Origin of the sequence: Pseudoalteromonas sp. 78C3 (genome assembly GCF_002836695.1) — a bacterium.
GTDB lineage: Bacteria > Pseudomonadota > Gammaproteobacteria > Enterobacterales > Alteromonadaceae > Pseudoalteromonas > Pseudoalteromonas arctica.
The window spans coordinates 1-19,023 of sequence record NZ_PJAV01000115.1 but is presented as its reverse complement, the minus strand read 5'-3'; the positions used below and the strand labels follow the sequence as shown (position 1 = coordinate 19,023).

Genomic DNA, 19,023 nt, shown 5'->3' with positions numbered 1-19,023 from the left:
AGGCCATTTTGGTTTAAACTGCGCGCAATTTAAATACATCATTACTCCTTTGGAGGGTAGCGCTATTATTAGTACAGCTAATGTCACCATGCAATTTGGTGCTAAACCATTATTTGAAAATATCTCAGCAAAATTTGGCGACGGAAACCGTTACGGTTTAATCGGTGCAAATGGTTGTGGTAAATCAACATTTATGAAGATTCTAAGTGGTGAGCTCGAAGCGTCTTCAGGTAATGTAAGTACTGATCCAAATGAACGTGTTGCTAAACTAAACCAAGACCAGTTTGCCTACGAAGAATACTCAGTAATTGATACTGTGATCATGGGTCACAAAGAGCTGTGGAAAATAAAACAAGAACGCGACCGTATTTACTCTTTACCAGAAATGAGTGAAGACGACGGTATGAAAGTAGCCGATCTTGAAACTGAGTTTGCTGAAATGGATGGTTACTCTGCTGAATCTAAAGCAGGCGAGCTTCTATTAGGCGTAGGTATTGGCACAGACCAACACTTTGGTCCAATGTCAGAAATTGCACCTGGTTTTAAGCTGCGCGTACTACTTGCACAGGTGTTGTTTTCAGACCCAGATATAATGCTACTTGATGAGCCTACCAATAACTTGGATATTTACACCATCAAGTGGTTAGAAGACGTGTTAAACCAACGCGACTGTACCATGATAATCATCTCGCATGACCGTCACTTTTTAAACTCTGTGTGTACTCACATGGCCGACATTGACTACGGTGAGCTACGTATTTACTCAGGTAACTACGACGAATACATGTTTGCAGCAACGCAAGCACGTGAGCAACTACTTAGCGAAAACGCGAAGAAGAAAAACCAAATTGCTGAACTTCAACAGTTTGTATCACGTTTCTCTGCTAACGCATCTAAAGCTAAGCAAGCAACATCGCGCGCTAAACGTATCGACAAAATTCAGTTAGACGAAGTTAAAGCGTCTTCACGCCAAACGCCGTTTATTCGCTTCGACCAAGAAAAGCAGTTATTCAGAAACGCGCTTGAAATGAATAACTTAACGCAAGGTTTTGACGACAACACGTTGTTTTCTGGACTTGAAGGTTTAGTAGAAGTTGGCGAACGTATTGCTATTATTGGTGAAAATGGTGTTGGTAAAACAACATTACTTAATACATTAGCTGGGCGCTTAGCTCCTAAAGCCGGTGAGTTTAAGTTCTCAGAAAATGCAAATATTGGTTACTACGCGCAAGATCACGCAGATGAGTTTGCAACCGACATGAACTTGTTTCAGTGGATGGAGCAATGGCAACAAGAAGGCGACGACGAGCAAGTGGTTCGCAGCTTCTTAGGTCGTATGTTGTTCTCTCAAAACGATATTAAAAAGTCAGTTAAAGTAATTTCAGGTGGTGAGCAAGGCCGCATGCTGTTTGGTAAAATTATGATGCATAAACCAAACATATTGCTAATGGATGAGCCAACCAACCACATGGATATGGAATCTATTGAAGCGCTTAACTTAGCACTTGAAGCCTACGAAGGTACATTAATGTTTGTATCGCACGATCGTCAATTTGTATCATCGGTAGCTACCCGAATTTGGGAAGTTAAAGATGGTAAAATCATTGACTTTAGAGGCAACTACGCAGAATACCTAGCGAGTAAAGAAGCTTAATTAGCTATTTACCCGTTAACCCTAAAAAGCCATGTTTAAACATGGCTTTTTTTGTTTTTGTGGCTTTGTATTAGTCGCAATTAATATGGCTTTGGGTATAATACCCGGCTTAAACAGGACATAAGTCCGCTATTTTAAAAATACATTACTGAGGAGTATTTATGACTGTTGGCATTATTATGGGTTCTAAATCAGATTGGCCAACCATGGAACATGCAGCACTTATGCTTGAGCATTTTGGCATTAAGTACGAAACTAAAGTCGTGTCTGCACACCGCACTCCTCAATTACTTGCTGATTACGCAAGTTCAGCCGCAGAACGTGGTATTAAAGTTATTATTGCTGGCGCTGGCGGCGCGGCTCATTTACCAGGTATGGCTGCTGCTTTTACGTCACTACCTGTACTTGGCGTACCTGTAAAATCAAAAGCATTAAATGGTGTTGATTCACTTTTATCTATTTGCCAAATGCCTAAAGGCGTTGCAGTGGGCACACTTGCAATTGGTGAGCCGGGCGCAGCAAACGCAGGTTTACTAGCCGCACAAATTTTAGGGTGTCAAAATTCAGAAATTTTTGCAAAAATTGAAGCGTTTCGTAAAGCTCAAACCGACACTATATTAGCTAATCCAAACCCTGCAGAGTAATAATGAATATTTTAATATTAGGTGCAGGGCAACTTGCACGTATGATGAGTCTTGCAGGCGCGCCGCTTAATTTAAATGTGGTTGCATACGATGTAGGCAGCAAGCAAATTAAGCATCCGCTAACTGGTGAGGTTTATAGCACGTCACTTGAGCAAGCAATATTAAACGCTGATGCAATTACTGCAGAGTTTGAGCACATTCCTGATGACGTACTAACACTTTGCTGTAACAGCAATAAGTTCTACCCAGGGAAAGCCGCTATTAAAACCGGTGGCGATCGCTCGCTTGAAAAAGCATTGCTTGATAAAACAAACGTAACTTGTGCGCCGTATCAATTAATTACTGAAAAAGCGCATCTAGGACACGCAGTTAAAACCCTCGGCAAGCCACTTGTTATTAAAACATGCCAAGCGGGTTACGATGGAAAAGGCCAATGGCGTTTAAAATCGGATAGTCAAATAGACGAAATTTGGTCACAAATGTCTGATTTTATTGCATCGGGTACGCAGCTTACCCCACATACGATTATTGCTGAAAAAATGATCCCGTTTGATCGTGAAGTATCTATTATTGGTGCGCGCGATAAACACGGTAATGTTGCTATTTATCCGCTAACAGAAAACGAGCACACAAATGGTGTGTTAACGCTTTCTATTGCCGGTAAAAATAATCACAGCGTTGAAGCGCAAGCAAACGATGCATTTACAAAAATAGCAAACGAGCTTAATTACGTTGGCGTATTAGCAATTGAGTTTTTTGATGTACAAGGCACGTTACTCGTTAACGAAATTGCACCGCGCGTACATAACTCAGGCCACTGGACGCAACAAGGCTGCCATTGCTCACAGTTTGAAAACCACATGCGTGCTGTTGCAGGTTTACCGCTTGGTAATACAGAGCTTAAACACATTACCGCGATGATAAACGTACTAGGGCAACCTAATATTCCAGCTGACGTACTAAAATACGCAGATGTGACTAGCCATTGGTACGGTAAAACTGCAAAACCAGGTCGTAAAATGGGCCATATAAACGTATCGGCCACTAGCATGAACGACCTAGCAGATAAATTAGGTGAGCTTACTGAATATTTACCTGAGCAAGACTACCCTGGTATTTTAAAAGCGGCTGCTAACATAATTCTTCATTAAATGGCTAACCGTTTTATTAAATGCCGAGCTTGCTCGGCATTTTTTTGTATTTAAAAAAGGCGCAAGGTTACCTAGATTGTGAAATAATGATTGGGTCTAAAATTTTACAGTGAAATTATTTAATGAAACTTAAAGCAATTTATAGCGCACTACTTGTTGCCGCTTCTTTTAGTCCTTTTTTTAGTAACAGTGCATTTGCATCAGACTCTCTTCGTGTTGCTACTTTTAATGTAAGTATGGATGCAACTAATCACACACCTAAAGGTGAGCAAGTTAAAAGTGATGCTTTAGTTAATGCACTTAAAGCAAACCACCAGCAAATTAAGAATATAGCGGAAATTATTCAACGTGTTCGCCCTGACATTATTTTACTTAACGAATTTGATTACATCCCAAAAGAGCAGGGAATTGAATACTTTAATAAGCATTATTTAAATGTAGGTCAGCAAAAACAAGCCGCTATTAATTACCCTTACTCTTATATTGCCCCTGTAAATACAGGCCTAGCCACTGAGTTTGATTTAGATAACGATGGCAAGAAAAATGGCGTGATGGGCGATGCACAAGGTTTTGGCTTTTTTGAAGGCCATTACGGTATGGCTATTTTGTCAAAATACCCAATCGATTTTGATAAAGTAAGAACCCTTCAAACCTTTAAATATAAAGACATGCCAAATGCACAAATGCCCGTAATGCCTAAAACAGGCGAAAACTGGTATAACACACAAGAATGGCAAGCGTTAAGACTTAGCTCTAAATCGTTTTGGGATTTACCTATTAACGTAAATGATAAAACCATTCATGTTATTGCATCTCACCCAACCCCCCCTGTATTTGACGGTGAAGAGGATAGAAACGGCAAACGTAACCACGATGAAGTAAGGTTAATTGCCGATTACGTTTCAAACGCTAAGTATATTTACGATGATAAAGGCGAAAAGGGCGGTTTAAAAACTTACTCTCGGTTTGTTATTTTAGGCGATTTAAATGCTGCACCAGAGGGCGATAAAGCCCGCACAAATACCACCGACCAACTGCTTAAAAACCCATTGATAAATGCAAGCTTTATTCCAAAAAGTGAGGGCGCTAGAGAGCAGTATGATGTGCCTTATGCACAAAATTACAGTGCTAATTGGCAAGCGCGTGTTGATTACGTTTTACCGTCAAACTACGGCTTAAAAATTAAGGATGGTGGTGTGTTTTGGCCTACTAAAACGAGTAATGAATATCGTTTAATTAAAGACAGAAACGCATCGAGCGATCATCGACTGGTGTGGCTTGATTTAATCGTTGAATAACGCCTATTAACAGAGGATGCGCTAGTAAACTGAGCTTTACCCTGTTTAATGGCTATTTATCTTAAAAAATTGCAATAACTTGAGTGCTTCTGCTTAAATACGGCTTAATTATAATAACCGTATAGAAGCACTATGATTTTTAATTTTTCTTCATCTAAAACGTTAGTGGCCTTAGCTGTTGCCTCAAGTGTCATGCTTGCAGGTTGTAGCGCGACCGCTAACACCTCATCAACACAGCAAAGTGCTTTACCAGCAACATCGGTTGCTGCGGTTGTAAACACGCCAGCAGATATCGGCTCACAAAAAATAACGCTAGAACAAGCAATGGCCGATCCGGATTGGATGGGCAATCAGCCAGAGAGCGCTTATTGGGCAAGCGATTCGGCTACTATTATTTATGCTCAAAAAGAGCAAGGTAATACACTACGCGATTTATTTAGCCAATCTGTTACTAGCCAAACAGCAGAGCAAATTGCACTTAATAAACTTCATACTGTGGGTTCAAATAAAGCCGTTTATTCAAAAAATAAAACAATGGCGGCCTACACCTTTAAAGGCAATGTATTTGTTAAAAACCTAAAAACGGGTGAACTTAAGCAAATTACAGCGACATCAGCGAGCGAGTCTAAACCACAATTTTTAAATAACGGCGATTTAGTTTACCGCCAAGGCAATGTGTTTTTTAACGTTGATTTAAAAACAGGCTTAACCACAGAGCTTGCTAACTTAAAACTTGCTGATGAGCCAAAAGGTATTGAAGAGCCAAGCACGTATATTGCTAAAGAGCAGCATAAATTGATTAAGTTTGTGGCGCTTCAACAAAAAAATAAAAAAGATAAGCAAGCACGTAATGAGCAAATTAATGAACAAAACGATTCAATTGCTAACACGGCTTACTACTTAGGTGACGGTAATAAAGTTGCAGAAGCGCAGCTTTCGCCAAATGGTGATGCACTGTTAGTCGTTGTACAAAAGCAAACAGATTGGCGTGGTGATGGCGATATTATGCCTAACTACATCACTGATGATGCAACCATTGAGCCTAAAAAAGCACGCCGCCGTGTAGCCGACGCTAAAGAAGAAACCTCAAAGCTTGTGTACATCAATTTAACTAACAAAGAGCAAACATCACTTAGCTTTAATACCTTACCGGGCTTTGACGAAGATGTTTTAGCCGCAGTTAAAAAAGAAAATTATGCACGTGATGGTAAAACATATAAGTCTAAAAAGGTGCCTCGTGGCATTAACCTTATTATGGACTGGGGTTTTGAGCAAAGCCCAATAGTATGGAACGATGACGGCTCGCAAGTGGCTGTCATGCTAGAAGCGTGGGACAACAAAGACCGCTGGCTTGCGAACGTTGATTTTGAAAGCAACAAACTTGTGTCGCAACATCGCCTGCATGACGATGCATGGATTGCTTACGCGTTTAACGACTTTGGTTGGTTACATAACTCAAACACGCTTTATTACCTATCGGAAGAGTCGGGTTACAGCCAGCTTTATAAAAAACCAATTAACGGCAAAGCAACCGCGCTAACACAAGGCCAATTTGAGGTTTCTAACTTAACGCTTGCCAGCGATGACAGCGCAATTTATTACAAAGCGAATGTTGAGCACCCAGGTCTGTACGAAATTTACCGTGTTAACCCACAAACAGGTAATAGCGAGCAAGTTACTGACTTAAATGGCATGACTGATTACACGTTAAGCCCAGATGAAACTAAGTTACTCCTTAAGCACTCTACAATTACCATGCCTAATGAGCTTTATGTAGCTGACGCTAAAGCCAATACGAAAGCAACGCGATTAACGCATACTGTGTCGGATGAGTTTTTAGCTAAAAAGCTAACTGCACCTAAAATTGTTGCTGTGCCATCGAGCCATACTGATCAACCAATATACGCAAAAGTGTACTACCCAGCTGATTACGTAGAAGGTGAAGTAGGTAAAAACCGCAAAGCGGTTATTTTTAATCACGGCGCGGGTTACTTACAAAACTCACATATGGGGTTTTCGGTTTATTTTCGTGAATTTATGTTTCATTCATTGCTCGCTGATGAAGGTTACATAGTAATGGATATGGATTACCGCGCATCTAAAGGTTACGGCCGTGATTGGCGCACCGCGATTTATCGTCAAATGGGCACACCTGAAACACAAGATTTAGCCGATGGCGTTAAATGGATGGCGCAAAATGCCAACGTTGATACCAAAGCAGTTGGTACTTATGGTGGCTCATACGGCGGCTTTATGACCTTTATGGCATTGTTTACCGCGCCTGAGTTATTTCAATCAGGTGCGGCACTACGACCTGTTACCGACTGGGCACATTACAACACAGGTTATACGGCTAATATATTAAACCATCCTGATGTTGACCCGATTGCATATGAGCGCAGCTCGCCAATTTATTACGCTGAGGGTTTAAACAAACGTTTATTAATTAACGCACCCATGGTTGACGATAACGTGTTTTTCCAAGACTCAGTGCGTTTAGTACAGCGCTTAATAGAGCTTGAAAAACAAAACTTTGAAACAGCTATATTCCCTGTTGAACCACATGGTTTTGTACAGCCTTCAAGTTGGTTAGACGAATACCGCCGTATTCATAAATTATTTAAAGAAACGCTTTAATCTTTAATTCTTAAAGTATAAAAACAAAAACGCCGCATTAGTTTAGTTAACTAATGCGGCGTTTTTATTGGGTTGAACAAAATCTAACTTTATTTTTTCTTTTTAAAGTTCTTTTTAAAGAGCTCTATAACCAGTGGTATGGCAAGCAGAGTCCCGCCAATTACACCAATTAAATGTGCGTCAATAGCCACAGTGGAGTTAATAAGCTTTCCTATATCAGCATTAGGGCCGCTAAATTGCTCAAACGCTATTTTAATCCATACGCCTATAAATAATAAATAACCCGATTTAAGCCCTAAGGTTATATCTTTAACTGCCCCCCAAATAATTACACCATGCAGCAGAGCACTTAATCCGGTGTAAATATGTATGCTTGGGCAAAACCAATACACGCCGAGTCCACACCACAGTGCTAGCGCAGTTGTATTAAAAGCGTAGCGAGTAGGTGATGTGTATTCGCCATGTAAAAGCCATATTAGTAAAACACCACTGGCATTTAGTCCCAAATGAGCCCAATTAGCATGAACAAATTGGCTAGAAAAAATTCGCCACAGTTCGCCTTCATCAATTAGGCTTCGGTTAAATTCAAGTAAATTATTTAAATCAAATGCAGCAAAAATGGTACTAAATAGCAGCAGAATAATAGGCGGTAATATATAACGAGGTTGAATAGGTAAATTAAGCATTTTATTATATTTTTTTAGTCAAAATTTTTGCATATTGTGCCCGTTTAACTTTAAGATGCCAAATACAACTACGTAATTAAGTGTTTTTAGTATTTTTATGCATTTTAAACTTAACTCATTATTTGCCATTGGGCTGTGCGCAGTATCACTGCCTTCATTTGCACAGCAAACAACTCAAATTGAAACTCGCGAACCTGAAGCTGCTACCGGATTAATCCATAAAAAAGTAGTGCAAGGTGATAAATACATGGTAGCTGCGGCAAATCCATATGCCTCAAAAGCCGGTCAACAAATTTTAGCCCAAGGCGGCAGTGCCGTAGATGCTGCGATTGCTACTCAACTAGTGCTTACTTTAGTTGAACCGCAATCCTCAGGTATTGGCGGTGGTACATTTATGATGTATTACAACAAAGCTAACAATAAATTGACTAGTTTTGATGGCCGCGAAACTGCACCTGCAAATGCAGACGAAACACTGTTTTTAGATAAACACGGTAAAGCCGTCAAATGGATTGAAGCCGTAGTAGGTGGACGCTCTGTTGGTGTACCCGGTATTTTACATGCCTTTGCAAGCGCACATAAACAATACGGTACATTGCCGTGGGAAGCGCTTTTTAAACCGGTTATTGAACTTGCAGAGCAAGGCTTTGTAATTTCGCCGCGTTTACATGGCTTATTAGCACGCCAGTTAAACCCAGGCGTGCTGAGCATGCCGATTATTAACGAATACTTTTACCCAAATGGTAAATTAATCGAAGCGGGTAGCGTTAAAAAGAATCAACCACTTGCTGATTTATATAAAGACATTGCAAAGCAGGGCATTGATGCATTTTACAAAGGCGAAAACGCTAAACAAATGGTTAATGCTGTACAGCACTCTAAAATTGCCCCTGGTAAATTAAGTGTGCAAGATTTAGCAGATTACAAAAGTATAGAACGCGATGCGGTATGTATACAATACCGTGCTTATAACGTGTGTTCTATGGCGCCACCAAGTAGTGGCGGTGTAGCAGTACTACAAATGCTTGGCCTACTTGAGCATAAAGATATGAGCGCACTTAAACCAAATGGCGAAAAGGCGATTCATTACTTTAGCCAAGCTTCGCGTATTGCATTTGCAGATCGCGATATGTACATGGGCGATCCCGATTTCACTCAAGTACCTACAAAAGAGCTTTTAAACAAAGATTACATTGCCTCACGCGCTAAATTAATTACCGAAACAGACCAAAAAGCCGTAGCCGGTAATCCAGTAGGGTACTTAAGTTATGCAATGGATGATTCATACGAGTTACCTTCTACCTCACATGTATCTATTGTCGATAGTAAAGGTAATGCCGTATCAATGACCAGTTCAATTGAAATGGCGTTTGGCTCTACGGTTATGGTTAATGGCTTTATTTTAAATAACCAACTAACTGACTTTTCGTTATCGCCACGTAAAAACGGCAAGCTTGTAGCAAACCGTGTAGAGGCCGGTAAACGCCCGCGTAGCTCTATGTCACCGGTAATGGTATTTAATAAAGATGGCAGCTTACGTTTAATTGTAGGCTCACCTGGTGGTAGTCGTATCATAGATTACGTTGCACAAGTTGTTGTGGGTGTTATTGACTGGAATTTATCAGCACAAGACGCTATTAACTTACCACGTACAACAAATCGTAACGATTACACCAGCCTTGAAAAAGGCACAACCATTGAAGCCATTGCGCCTGCGCTTACTAAACGCGGCCACAATGTACGTATTATTGATTTAAACTCAGGCTTACACGCAGTTGAAGTTAAAAATAATACCTTATATGGTGGCGCTGATCCGCGCCGTGAAGGTGTTGCGTTATCTGATTTAACTGATAATAACGCCACTATCAAATTTTAAATTATGTATAATATGCATGCGGGCAGTGAAGCCCGCATGTATTTTCTCTCAATGGTCTGACTAGCTTAATTGTCGTTGCAATTAAACCTCTAACACTGATAATGACAGATCATAACTTAAGACTCCGTTAAAGCCTGGAAATATGACAACTAATACTGATCCTAACTACTTATATATTCATCATTCTGGCCCTGGCCTAATTGAAACACCGCTATTAAATAAAGGCAGCGCCTTTAGTAAAAAAGAACGCGAAAATTTCAATCTTGCTGGTTTACTTCCTCCTCGCTTTGAAACAATAGAAGAGCAAGTTGAGCGTTGTTATCAGCAGTATTCTAGCTTTACCGACAACCTTAATAAGCATATTTACTTACGTGCGATTCAAGATAACAACGAAACACTTTACTACCGTTTAGTACGTGACCACCTTGAAGAAATGATGCCAATCATTTACACACCGACAGTGGGCGATGCTTGTGAAAAATTCTCAGACATTTACCGCAGCGCACGTGGTTTATTTATTTCTTATGAAGATCGCTACCAAATTGACGACATTTTACGCAACGCGACCAAAGGTAAAGTAAAAGTTATTGTTGTAACCGATGGCGAGCGTATTTTAGGCCTAGGCGATCAGGGTATTGGTGGCATGGGTATTCCAATTGGTAAATTGTCACTTTACACAGCGTGTGGTGGTATAAGCCCAGCATACACATTGCCTGTAATGCTTGATGTGGGTACTAATAATGAAAAGCTTTTAAACGATCCTATGTACATGGGCGCACGCCATAAGCGTATTGCTCAAGACGAATACGATGAGTTTTTAGATTTATTCATTAAAGCGGTTAAACGTCGCTGGCCAAATGTATTACTTCAGTTTGAAGATTTTGCACAGCCAAATGCAATGCCGTTACTTAAGCGCTACCGCAATGAAATTTGTAGCTTTAACGATGACATTCAAGGTACGGCGGCTGTAACGGTCGGTTCTTTACTTGCTGCGTGTCGCGTTAAAAATTCAACCCTAAGCCAACAAAAAGTAGTTTTTGTGGGTGCAGGCTCTGCTGGTTGTGGTATTGCTGAGCAAATTATTAGCCAAATGGTTTTTGAAGGTATTACAGAAGCTCAAGCGCGTAGCCAAGTATTTATGGTTGACCGTTTTGGCCTGCTTTCAGAGGGTATGGAAGGCTTACGCGATTTCCAACAAGCACTTGCACAACCGCAAGGCTCGTTAAGTGATTGGACTTACAGCGGTGAATACGCATCACTTCTTGATGTTATGAACTGTGCACAACCAGACATTTTAATTGGTGTTTCAGGCCAACCTGGTTTATTTACTGAGCAAGCTATTCGTGCAATGCACGCCGGTTGTGAACAGCCAATTATTTTCCCATTGAGTAATCCATCTAAGCAGGTAGAAGCGCATCCTGCTGATGTGATTAAGTGGACTGACGGTAAAGCGCTTGTTGCAACAGGTAGCCCGTTTGATCCGGTTGAACACAACGGTGAAATTTTCCCAATCCCACAATGTAACAATAGCTATATTTTTCCTGGTATTGGTTTAGGGGTTATTGCCGCTAAAGCAACACGCATTACAGATGCTATGTTAAGTGTGTCTAGCGAAATGCTTGCAGAGTCGTCGCCGCGTGCAAACACAGGTAAAGGCAGTTTATTACCAGCCCTAACTGAAATTGAAACGCTAAGTAAACGTATTGCATTTGCCATTGCTAAAAAAGCAATCGAGGAGGGCGTTGCTCTTGAGATTACTGATGATGCGTTATGGGCAGCAATCGACAAAAATTACTGGTTACCAAAATACCGTAACTATAAACGTTGTAGTGTTTAATTAGGTTTATAAGTAATTAAAAGTAAATGGCGTAATAGCATTAGTTACAACGCTTAACAAAAAACAGGCAATTGCCTGTTTTTTTGTGCTTGTTCATATTTAATTAACCACGTACGGTGTTTACTTGCTTTTACATAATTAAAGGATCGACTTAATGAAAACACTGACTCTTGTTTTAGGTAGTGCACTGGCTTTAAACGTACTTAGCTTTGATGCACTCGCGGCAGCGACTCCCGATGCTCCTCATATTTATGTTAAGGGCGAAGCGACTCTTACTACAATGCCAGATTACGTACAGCTTAGTGTAGGTATTACTGAAGTTGATAAAGACTTAATTGCTGCTAAAAATAAAACCGACTTAACCATCGCTAAAGCAATTAAGCTCGTTAAAGAAATTGGTGTTAAAGAGGGGGATATAAACGCCGGGCAAATCTCAATAAACCGTGATAGCCAATACAACCGCACTACCGGTAATCAAGAATTTAAAGGCTTTAAAGTATCTCGCACGCTAACTGTAAAACTTAGCGATATAAATAAATACCCTGAGTTACTACAAAGCTTAGTTAACAACGGTATTAATGAAATAAATCAAACGCAATTTTTAGCAAGTAACTACAACGAGCTGCACAAAAAAGCGCAAAAGTTAGCAATTAAAGACGCACGGGATGCAGCAAAAGAGTTTAGTGAAGATTATGGCGTTGATTTAAAAGGATTATACAGCGCGTCACTAAGTCCACTTAATGTGCAGTCGCAGCCGTACATGCGTGCAGAAAAAGTAATGATGGCTGATAGCGCACCAAGTAACTATGTACCTGATGCCTACCATGCTGGAGAGATTAAAGTAACAGCCTCAAGCTATGCTGTGTACTACATAGATTAAAATATAGGTTCTTCCTAGGGACGATTAACTCTATGTTGCTCGGTTTTTACTTAGCCCACTAGGTTACAAACCTCGCGCCGCGATTTAATCGCCCCTAGATTGAACAAATTTCAATCCAAATAATTCAACACGCCCTTGTGGTGCTCAAAACGTGCCACCAACTTCTCACCTTGCTCTTGGCTAATACGCGCTATTGAGTTGAGCATATTAGTCACTTCGCGTCTGTCGTATTCATTAGTTACATGTTCATTTATGTCATCAACAATCGCATTTAAATAGTTAAATAAACTGTTGCGTGCATCGGTATCTTTATGGGCAACAAACAAAATATTTTTAAATGCCTCAAGCACGTTTGTCATTACGTATGCATCGCCTTTGGCGTAATTACGCAGCGGTGTAAAGTTGTCGTGTAATAACTCATCAAAGCTTGTTTCATGAAGGTACAACAATGGGGCATTATCACTGTGCTTAAACGAGTAGTTAATATCGTTAATTGACAGCCGTTGAATAAGTAAAATACTCAGCATATCAATTGATTTAACCGCAGTACCTGGATCGTTTATGCCCGGGCTCATTGCCTTAACTGCAATTTCTGATATTTGCGTTAACCCATAACGGTAATGATCGCTAATGTACTCTTCTATATAAAAAATAAAGCAGTCGAGAATTTTATTTATCAGCTCTTCATCGTTCGCTATATCTTTATTACATTTTAAAAACGGATAGCCTTTAACTGTAAAATAGCCCTGGTTTACAGATATATACACCTTTATATCTTGCTCTGCCAAAATGGCACACAGCTTATCGGTATGTACGCCTTTATAATACCCTTCTGTTTTACTGCTAACCGAATGCCATTTGCTAAAGTCTGGAAAGTCTTCTACTGGGTTCTCTTGTTGTCTTTGTATTATTGTTTTAATTTCGTTTTTAGTTTGGCTAAACAAGCCATTTAATACGTTATCAACCTGAATGGCGCGAGAGATTGAATGTATAAAAAATACAAACAAACCTAATGAAATCAGGCCAAAAATAAGTGCAAACAACACACCAATTGAAGGAATTGCCGTACTGCCACCATCAAGCTTATTAATATTTATAAGCATAATAATAGAGTAAATTATGCTGCCTAAATAAAACCCCAAAACCATTTGGTGTGATTTACGCGTAATAAGCCCAGGCACTACGCGGGGCGATAAACTCGCACTGGCCGAATTTAAAACAACCATAACCATAGAAAAACTAAAAACAGTTAGCGAAATAATACTCCCTGCTAAGGTGCTTAAAATAGTACGCGCGTTTTCGGCGCTATCAACAAGTACAACCGATATAAACGATTTTAGCTGCTCAATAGGGGCTAAATATTCAACCGACATAGTTATAATGGCAAATACTAAAAAGCCCACTGAAAGCATAGAAGGGTAAAAGCCAATACTGTTAATCATTTCACGGTAACTGTCGGCTACTTTGCGAGGTACAAACATAAAATCCTTATGTATTTTTCTACTTACTTAATACCCTTAGCTTAGCATAGGCATTTATTAAACTTCTGATAATGCTGCTCAAATTTATATGTTATTATCACGCCCACAATAATAAAGCGCATGCTTATGCGATAAAAATAACAGGAAAACGCCGTGATCATTTCAACTTATGCTGCATTACTTGCATTCTTTTACATTTATTTGAGCTTTAACGTAATAAAAGTGCGCCGCGCGGAGCAGATATCACTTGGTGATAATGGTAACGCAACGCTGCAACGTGCTGTGCGTGCCCACGCTAACTTTATGGAGTACGTGCCAATTGCTTTAATTTTACTTTTTTTGGCAGAATACCAAGGGATTGCTAGCCATTACTGTCATATATTAGGTGGTGCGTTATTAATAGGGCGTGTGTTTCAAAATATAGGCATAGTAGAAAAAAGCCTGAAATATCGCCAAATTGGTACTATTACTACATTTTTAGTGATTATTGTTAGCGCCTTTGTATTGCTAGTGACACGTGGCTAATTAAAGAAAAGTTAATGAGCAAAATATTTATAATAGGTTTACCGCGTACCGGCACAACGAGTGTGTGCCACGCATTTTTAGAGCTTGGTATTACAACGGCGCATACCGCGTATACTAATGCTTGTTTTGAAAATGCTAACGCGATTGCCGACACTCCCATATTTAATGACTTTAAAGCGCTTGATATTCATTACCCACACTCTAAGTTTATTTATTTAGAGCGCGAACTTGGTGCATGGCTTGTATCAATAAAACAGCTTTTAACGCGTATGCACACTAATTTAACCCGTGCAGACGGGGGCTTTAATATTCATATAAAACGCTGTTATTTAAATACGTTTAGTGAGCTTTCGCTTAATAATATTAGCGACGATAGTTACTTAGCTCACTGCTATAAAAAACATTTTAATGATGCTCAAACGTACTTTAATAACCGCGACAACGATTTTTTATCCATTGATATAGCAAAGCCTGATAGCTATAAAAAGTTATGCGATTTTTTAGCATTAAAAAGTGATAAAACTGATTTTGAAAAAATGAATATGGGCGGCAAAGTCACCGCGTGGAACGATATTAAACACCCGTTAAAAGTTGAATCTACGGCTAAAGGACGGATAGATAAATTACTGCCTTACAAGATTTTTTAAAACAAATACGTTAAAATCCCCGCATTATTATTTAAGTTGTACAGAACATGTTTGAATTAAAATACCACACCCCATTTGAATGGACCGAAGTTGTCCTTGCTGACTTTAATACTTTTTTACAAGATCATGCCGCTGCTGAAAAAAAAGCATCGGGTATGGCTATGTCTATGCTTTCGCATTACCCAGACAAACGTAAATTAGTAAAAGCCATGACCGATTTAGCACTAGAAGAATTAATACACTTTAAACAAGTGCTTAAGTTACTTTTAGAGCGCGATGTAAACTTAGGTGACGACAAAAAAGATCCGTACATAAAACAAATACGTGCACTATTTAGACACGGTCGTGATGGTTTTTTAATGGACCGATTACTAGTAGGTGGTGTCATTGAAGCACGTGGCCACGAGCGTTTTTCTTTAGTTGCACAAGCACTTCCTGAGGGTAAAGAAAAAGACTTTTATGTTGCTATTGCTAAGTCAGAAGAAAAACATAAAAACCTATTTGTAGAACTCGCTTACGAATACTTTGAAAAAGAAGAAGTTGATGTTCGTCTAGAAGAGCTGCTTATAGCTGAAGCTAAAATTTGTGAAAGCATTCCGTTTACAGCCGCTTTGCATTAATTAATACCAGTGCAGAGCGTATTTACATGCTCTGTGCTTACCCCTTTTAAGCTTATTCCTTTATTAATCCCTGTGTGAATCATTGATTTGCAATTTGCGAATCAAAATAATAAAAAACACGTTCATACATCTTAATCCATTGATTATAAAAACAAAAACCTTTGGCCTCATACTTGCTACCTATATAGTAAGCAAATTGAGGGAAAGGCTTATGTTAAAATTTATTTTTATACTATTACTAATATCTTTTACCGCTATGGGCAGTGAAAGTCATTTAGATTATATAGAAAATGCAAATGGTGAGCGGGTACAAAAAGTATCGCACTTGGTTAAATGGACGCATACTCGCTTTGTGTTTACCCGTGATATTTCGCGTATAGCACTAGGCCACGAAACAACGCTTGATGTGAACGTGGTTAATGGTCGCGAGCTACTAATTTTAGCTAAAAAGTTAGGCCGTACATCTATGATGGTGTGGTACGACGATAAAAGCTCTGAAACATTTTTACTTGGCGTAACCGAAGACTACAGCGTACTAGAAAATGCCTTAAACGATATTCACCCTGACGTGCAGTTAACCATAGCACCTGATCGCCATGCTGTTGTATTACGTGGTGAAGTACCTACTATAAATTATCGTCATGCCGCTTATGAAGCTGCAAAAAACTACCTTTATGCCAGTAGCTCACAAGCATCACAACCCGTTATCACCTCAAATCCTAACCAAGGTATGTTTAATTCACTTGCTCAACGCTTGCAAGGCTTGGGTAACGCAAACGGCGGCAGCTCTCAAAACTCGAGTAAAGTCGCTATTATTAATTTAATAAAAGTAACTCAAGCACCCAAGCCAAAAGAAGAGCGTATTAGCGAAGTGATTAAATCAATGGGCGCAGATAAAGTGACCATTAAACGCATCTCGGTTGATGAGTTATCAAATGACGACAACGATGTGTTTTTACTTTCCGGCTCTGTAAAAAACCAGATAGAGCTAGTGCGCTTATTAAATACAATTAATAAATTATTCGAACCAGAGCAAGCATTACAAACTCAGGGCTCTCCTCTTGATCCTAATAATTTAATGGGCGGCGCAACGCAGGATAAAAGTTCAGGTATTGAAGTACTTGCCAACGAGTCAGGCGGTTTAATAAATGATGCTACCTCAGGATTAAATTTAAGTAATGTGAGTTCTAATATTGCAAGAGCAACGTTGCTGTCAGTGGCTGGCGGTAAAGTTTTGTCGAGTATTGAAGTTGAAGATTTACCGCAAGTGCGTGTATCGGTGCAGCTATACGAAGTAAATCAACGTAGGTTAAAGCAATGGCGCCCAGATATTAGCGTGCTCTCTAATGGATATGAAAAAGAAGCGGGTTTATTTGGCCGTGACGGTATGACTGAACGCGAATCAGGCTCTGCAACAATAGAAAATGCGCTGCAATTAATTGGCGGTCAATTAACTAATAACTTACAGCTTTCTACCTCACAGTTTGCCATTGATATGTTATTTTCATTACTTGAACAAGAAGGTATTTCTCGAACGCTTTCTCGCCCTACAATCACGGTTTTAGCCGGTGAAAGTGCCGTGTTTAAAGTCGGTGGTGAAGTACCTGTACCTACAAGTTATAGCCCATCTGGCATTACAAGCGGTCAGCAAGGTAGTAGTGGGTCGGTGTTTAGCGGTACAGAATTTAAATCATTCGGAGTTGAATTAAATGTACGCGCCATGGTTGACGACAAAGATAGAATAACACTTGATCTAAACCCAGTAATTTCATTACCCGATACCACGTTAACTGCCGAAATTGCACAAAGCACAGGCAGCAGTTTAAACAGTAGTGCATTTAATACACGCAGCATGCAAACGTCAACGCGTTTAAAAGATGGTCAGCCTCTTATTATTGGTGGCTTAATTAGCACCGATAACAATGCAAGCCACGACTTTGTACCTGATGGCAACGGCAATAGCATGCTAGGCAAGTTAAGTGAAACAACCAGCAAAAGTGAAAACAACCGCGAGCTTATAATTGTTGTAACTCCAAATCTGGTGCGTGAACCAATTAACACATTACGTTCGTGGGAACAGGCAAATATAGACACACAGGTACTTAGCTATATACAGGAGCAAGGGCTATGAAAATATTTTATATTATTTTACTGCTTACTTTATCGGGTTGCGCTCATATTGATTACAAGCCAACAGTAAATCCTTACAACGCGTTGGGTGACATAGTAAAAAAATACCAATTAAATGCCCAACCATTAAAGTGTGAAGGTATAAATGCAAGTAACTGTTTAAACCTAGTGCATGAGGTGAATCAGTTAATGCTTGAACACCCCGATAACACGGCAATACTGTCGATATCGGCCTACGTACTTTATAAAAGTGGCCGTGCTAATCAATCTCAACAAGTTATAAACACATTACTGAATAAAGCTAATCCACCATTAAATGCAATTACTTTAGGGGTTACGTTAGCAATAGAGCAAGGTAATTTAGCTAAAGCAAAAAGTATTGCTCAATACGGCGTTGATGTTTTTGGTACACATGCTTCACCATACCTGCAAATGGCCTCTATACATTATGCCCAGGGCAACTACGTTATAGCTTCAAACTACTTAGAGCTTTCGGTTAAGTTTGGTTTAAATAGTACCGCCTATTTTTACCATAAAGGGTTAATTGAAGAAGCTAATACCAATAATTTATTGGCCTGTGGCTACTATGAGCAAGTTTTACGTGTAGAACCCACGCATAAAAAAGCACTTGCTAGGCGCGGTAAACTCTCTGTTTTAGGTAATTGTTATTCTTAAGGCCTTCGGGCCTTTTTTTATACCTAAAATTTGGCATTATTAAGGAGCCAAAACCACTTTATTATTTATCAAAAATAGTAGTAGAGCTTACGCTAATCATACGTTTTATAAGTTACCCCACAAGACTGCTTCTAATATTTAACCCTTTTTGAATACCTATTAGTTTTAATAATTTAACAGAGCGTTTCTAACATTAAGTATCTAAAAATTATTTTTTAATATTGATTTGCATTTTGCAAATCAAAAGTAAAAACAGCTAAAGAATAAATAATCTAAACACAC

Annotated in this window: 15 protein-coding genes; 13 read left to right on the top strand and 2 right to left on the bottom strand. The window is 39.4% G+C overall.

Features of this window, described 5'->3' with window-relative positions:
• Positions 1 to 64 precede the first annotated feature (64 nt).
• From CXF76_RS04305 to CXF76_RS04285, 5 genes are all read left to right on the top strand, one after another.
• On the top strand, positions 65 to 1,654 hold the full coding sequence (locus CXF76_RS04305; RefSeq protein ID WP_076915491.1) for an ABC-F family ATPase: 1,590 nt from the start codon (positions 65 to 67) through the stop codon (positions 1,652 to 1,654).
• A 161-nt stretch (positions 1,655 to 1,815) separates the two neighbouring features.
• Complete coding sequence (gene purE, locus CXF76_RS04300) at positions 1,816 to 2,298, top strand: 5-(carboxyamino)imidazole ribonucleotide mutase (protein WP_101163114.1); 483 nt, start codon at positions 1,816 to 1,818, stop codon at positions 2,296 to 2,298.
• Between the two features lie 2 nt (positions 2,299 to 2,300).
• Positions 2,301 to 3,449 (top strand): 5-(carboxyamino)imidazole ribonucleotide synthase, encoded by a 1,149-nt coding sequence (locus CXF76_RS04295; RefSeq protein WP_101163113.1) that lies wholly within the window; start codon positions 2,301 to 2,303, stop codon positions 3,447 to 3,449.
• Between the two features lie 122 nt (positions 3,450 to 3,571).
• On the top strand, positions 3,572 to 4,747 hold the full coding sequence (locus CXF76_RS04290; RefSeq protein WP_024589386.1) for an endonuclease/exonuclease/phosphatase family protein: 1,176 nt from the start codon (positions 3,572 to 3,574) through the stop codon (positions 4,745 to 4,747).
• A gap of 132 nt (positions 4,748 to 4,879) precedes the next feature.
• Positions 4,880 to 7,384 (top strand): S9 family peptidase, encoded by a 2,505-nt coding sequence (locus tag CXF76_RS04285; protein ID WP_101163112.1) that lies wholly within the window; start codon positions 4,880 to 4,882, stop codon positions 7,382 to 7,384.
• A gap of 89 nt (positions 7,385 to 7,473) precedes the next feature.
• On the opposite strand, the gene rrtA is transcribed toward CXF76_RS04285, so the two are convergent.
• Positions 7,474 to 8,070, bottom strand: a complete 597-nt coding sequence (gene rrtA / locus CXF76_RS04280) for a rhombosortase (protein WP_101163111.1) — start codon at positions 8,068 to 8,070, stop codon at positions 7,474 to 7,476.
• A 97-nt stretch (positions 8,071 to 8,167) separates the two neighbouring features.
• On the opposite strand from rrtA, the gene ggt reads away from it, so the two are divergent.
• From ggt to CXF76_RS04265, 3 genes are all read left to right on the top strand, one after another.
• Complete coding sequence (gene ggt / locus CXF76_RS04275) at positions 8,168 to 9,946, top strand: gamma-glutamyltransferase (RefSeq protein WP_101163110.1); 1,779 nt, start codon at positions 8,168 to 8,170, stop codon at positions 9,944 to 9,946.
• Positions 9,947 to 10,088: 142 nt separating this feature from the next.
• Entirely contained in the window at positions 10,089 to 11,783 is a 1,695-nt protein-coding gene (locus CXF76_RS04270; RefSeq protein WP_024589383.1) for an NAD-dependent malic enzyme, read from the top strand.
• Positions 11,784 to 11,937: 154 nt separating this feature from the next.
• Complete coding sequence (locus tag CXF76_RS04265) at positions 11,938 to 12,663, top strand: SIMPL domain-containing protein (RefSeq protein WP_007586691.1); 726 nt, start codon at positions 11,938 to 11,940, stop codon at positions 12,661 to 12,663.
• 110 nt (positions 12,664 to 12,773) lie between these two features.
• On the opposite strand, the gene CXF76_RS04260 is transcribed toward CXF76_RS04265, so the two are convergent.
• The gene (locus CXF76_RS04260) at positions 12,774 to 14,144 is read right to left on the bottom strand and encodes a DUF2254 domain-containing protein (RefSeq protein WP_101163109.1); all 1,371 of its coding nucleotides are present in this window, start codon (positions 14,142 to 14,144) and stop codon (positions 12,774 to 12,776) included.
• A gap of 153 nt (positions 14,145 to 14,297) precedes the next feature.
• Here CXF76_RS04260 and CXF76_RS04255 point away from each other — a divergent pair, with 153 nt between their 5' ends.
• The 5 genes from CXF76_RS04255 to CXF76_RS04235 all read left to right on the top strand — a co-directional run bounded on the left by CXF76_RS04255 (position 14,298) and on the right by CXF76_RS04235 (position 18,741).
• Positions 14,298 to 14,669 carry an MAPEG family protein gene (locus CXF76_RS04255; protein ID WP_024589380.1) on the top strand — a complete coding sequence of 124 codons (372 nt, stop codon included), beginning with the start codon at positions 14,298 to 14,300 and terminating at the stop codon, positions 14,667 to 14,669.
• A gap of 14 nt (positions 14,670 to 14,683) precedes the next feature.
• Positions 14,684 to 15,316: a sulfotransferase gene (locus CXF76_RS04250; protein WP_101163108.1), complete on the top strand. Its 633-nt coding sequence runs from the start codon at positions 14,684 to 14,686 to the stop codon at positions 15,314 to 15,316.
• Positions 15,317 to 15,363: 47 nt separating this feature from the next.
• Positions 15,364 to 15,936 (top strand): tRNA-(ms[2]io[6]A)-hydroxylase, encoded by a 573-nt coding sequence (locus CXF76_RS04245; RefSeq protein WP_007586685.1) that lies wholly within the window; start codon positions 15,364 to 15,366, stop codon positions 15,934 to 15,936.
• Between the two features lie 211 nt (positions 15,937 to 16,147).
• Positions 16,148 to 18,067 carry a pilus assembly protein N-terminal domain-containing protein gene (locus CXF76_RS04240; RefSeq protein ID WP_024589378.1) on the top strand — a complete coding sequence of 640 codons (1,920 nt, stop codon included), beginning with the start codon at positions 16,148 to 16,150 and terminating at the stop codon, positions 18,065 to 18,067.
• Positions 18,064 to 18,741 carry a tetratricopeptide repeat protein gene (locus CXF76_RS04235; protein WP_024589377.1) on the top strand — a complete coding sequence of 226 codons (678 nt, stop codon included), beginning with the start codon at positions 18,064 to 18,066 and terminating at the stop codon, positions 18,739 to 18,741. Before CXF76_RS04240 ends, CXF76_RS04235 begins: the two co-directional genes overlap by 4 nt.
• The last annotated feature ends 282 nt before the right edge of the window (positions 18,742 to 19,023 follow it).

Bases quoted from the DNA above. Each gene is read 5' to 3' on its own strand.
- CXF76_RS04260 (WP_101163109.1), bottom strand. From the start codon at position 14,144: ATGTTTGTACCTCGCAAAGTAGCCGACAGTTACCGTGAAATGATTAAC.
- CXF76_RS04235 (WP_024589377.1), top strand. From the start codon at position 18,064: ATGAAAATATTTTATATTATTTTACTGCTTACTTTATCGGGTTGCGCT.
- CXF76_RS04290 (WP_024589386.1), top strand. From the start codon at position 3,572: ATGAAACTTAAAGCAATTTATAGCGCACTACTTGTTGCCGCTTCTTTT.
- CXF76_RS04245 (WP_007586685.1), top strand. From the start codon at position 15,364: ATGTTTGAATTAAAATACCACACCCCATTTGAATGGACCGAAGTTGTC.
- CXF76_RS04295 (WP_101163113.1), top strand. From the start codon at position 2,301: ATGAATATTTTAATATTAGGTGCAGGGCAACTTGCACGTATGATGAGT.
- CXF76_RS04240 (WP_024589378.1), top strand. From the start codon at position 16,148: ATGTTAAAATTTATTTTTATACTATTACTAATATCTTTTACCGCTATG.
- ggt (WP_101163110.1), top strand. From the start codon at position 8,168: ATGCATTTTAAACTTAACTCATTATTTGCCATTGGGCTGTGCGCAGTA.
- rrtA (WP_101163111.1), bottom strand. From the start codon at position 8,070: ATGCTTAATTTACCTATTCAACCTCGTTATATATTACCGCCTATTATT.
- purE (WP_101163114.1), top strand. From the start codon at position 1,816: ATGACTGTTGGCATTATTATGGGTTCTAAATCAGATTGGCCAACCATG.
- CXF76_RS04270 (WP_024589383.1), top strand. From the start codon at position 10,089: ATGACAACTAATACTGATCCTAACTACTTATATATTCATCATTCTGGC.
- CXF76_RS04285 (WP_101163112.1), top strand. From the start codon at position 4,880: ATGATTTTTAATTTTTCTTCATCTAAAACGTTAGTGGCCTTAGCTGTT.
- CXF76_RS04250 (WP_101163108.1), top strand. From the start codon at position 14,684: ATGAGCAAAATATTTATAATAGGTTTACCGCGTACCGGCACAACGAGT.
- CXF76_RS04265 (WP_007586691.1), top strand. From the start codon at position 11,938: ATGAAAACACTGACTCTTGTTTTAGGTAGTGCACTGGCTTTAAACGTA.